The organism is Acetobacter okinawensis JCM 25146 (assembly GCF_000613865.1).
Taxonomy (GTDB): Bacteria; Pseudomonadota; Alphaproteobacteria; order Acetobacterales; family Acetobacteraceae; genus Acetobacter; species Acetobacter okinawensis.
Genome location: NZ_BAJU01000120.1, coordinates 1 through 805, shown reverse-complemented (window position 1 = coordinate 805; position 805 = coordinate 1). Strand labels below are relative to the sequence as shown.

Below are 805 nucleotides of genomic sequence, written 5' to 3'. Positions count from 1 at the left end.
CCCCGCCGCCAACACCCAACCCCACACCGGCCAAAGGCCACAGGCCGGGCAGAAGGCTGGCCAGCCTTCTGGTGCGGGTAGCCGTCTGGCGGGCGATAGTTCCGGCCCGGTGAGCGTGCCTGCGTCCTCGACCAGCCGTGTGCTTATTCCTGTCTCCCCCCGCATGGGGCTGGCCGCCTTCCGCAGTGGCGACAGCTTTGTGATTGTGGTGGACAATGCAGAGCCAATGGACACCAGTGCGCTGCGCGGGGATGGCGTTTTTTCCACCCTTACGGTCACAACCCTGCCCGGTGCCACGCTGTTGCAGGTCAAACTGCCCGATACGCGCCAGTTCTTCCTCTCCCAGCAGGCAGAGGGCTGGATACTGGGGGACAAGCCCCCGCCGGGTAATGTTTATGGTGACCGGCGGGTGATCAACCCCATTGTGGCTGACGGGGGAATTCTCTACCCCATGCGCAAGCCCGGTCGGGTGCTGACTATTGCGGACCCGGCCTCGGGCAAAAAGCTGTTTGTGGGCACCTCCACCACCGATGACGGGGGGATTCTCGCCTTCCGTCATGGGGATGGGTATGACGTGTGGCCCACAACAGAGGGTGTGGTGGTGGCCGCAAGCTCGCCCGATGTGGGGCTGCGCGCAACGCCGGAGGGCGCACTGCTGACCTCTGCTGTCAGCCCGCTGGCCGACAGCAAGGTGGCGGTGTACGCCAACACGGTTGATCTGGACTGGCTGGGTTTGCAGAACCTGCCCGACGACCAGCTTGAGCAGCGCCTGCACAAGGCCCTGCTGGCCGCAGCCGATTCCGAC

At 65.2% G+C, this 805-nt stretch carries 1 pseudogene; it reads left to right on the top strand.

The window, feature by feature from the left end:
• Window positions 1–805 (top strand): annotated as a pseudogene (locus JCM25146_RS22695) (hypothetical protein); the annotation flags it as partial.